General features: G+C 38.4%; 2 tRNA genes. Both read right to left on the bottom strand.

Annotated elements, in window-relative coordinates:
• Window positions 1-347: 347 nt before the first annotated feature.
• Window positions 348-423: transfer RNA gene (locus ACFSAV_RS09270), tRNA-Ala, on the bottom strand.
• A gap of 63 nt (window positions 424-486) precedes the next feature.
• Window positions 487-563, bottom strand: a tRNA-Ile gene (locus ACFSAV_RS09265).
• Window positions 564-685 lie beyond the last annotated feature (122 nt).

Below are 685 nucleotides of genomic sequence, written 5' to 3'. Positions count from 1 at the left end.
ACTTCATTATATTTACTGCTTTAGGCTTTATACCATTAAACAATAAACTTGAAAGTCTCTTCAGTTTTCAGCTTGTTTCAAATTGTTAAAGAACATTAAGACAAAAATAAATCCCCTAATATAAAATGTATTAACATAATCTTTATATCAGGTGTTTTTACTATCATCATTGCTAAAGGTTTAGTTTAGTTCAAGTTAAACTAAGTTCACTTAAAACTCAAACTAACGCATAGGGTAATCATATGCTATTACATTCAACTTTACACAATTACTCACTATAAAGCTAAATACTAAGCCAATATCTATACCTAACTCAAATAAACAAAACACTTAGCAATGATGATTTTTGGTGGAGATAAGCGGGATCGAACCGCTGACCTCCTGCGTGCAAGGCAGGCGCTCTCCCAGCTGAGCTATATCCCCATTTACATCACTATCATGACACCTTCATTCTTTTGTCGCTTCACTCAACAGCTTTCGCTTGAGTGGTGGGTCTGAGTGGACTTGAACCACCGACCTCACCCTTATCAGGGGTGCGCTCTAACCACCTGAGCTACAGACCCAAAAGAATTTCGGCTTCTTCTCTATTCCACAACCAATACAAACAATCTGTGTGAACACTTGCCACCATTCCACTATAAGGTAAGGAGGTGATCCAACCGCAGGTTCCCCTACGGTTACCTTG

The sequence above is a fragment of the Pasteurella oralis genome (assembly GCF_042681465.1).
GTDB classification, from domain to species: Bacteria; Pseudomonadota; Gammaproteobacteria; order Enterobacterales; family Pasteurellaceae; genus Pasteurella; species Pasteurella oralis.
The sequence above is the reverse complement of the archived record's forward strand: the minus strand, read 5'-3'. Positions and strand labels throughout refer to the sequence as shown.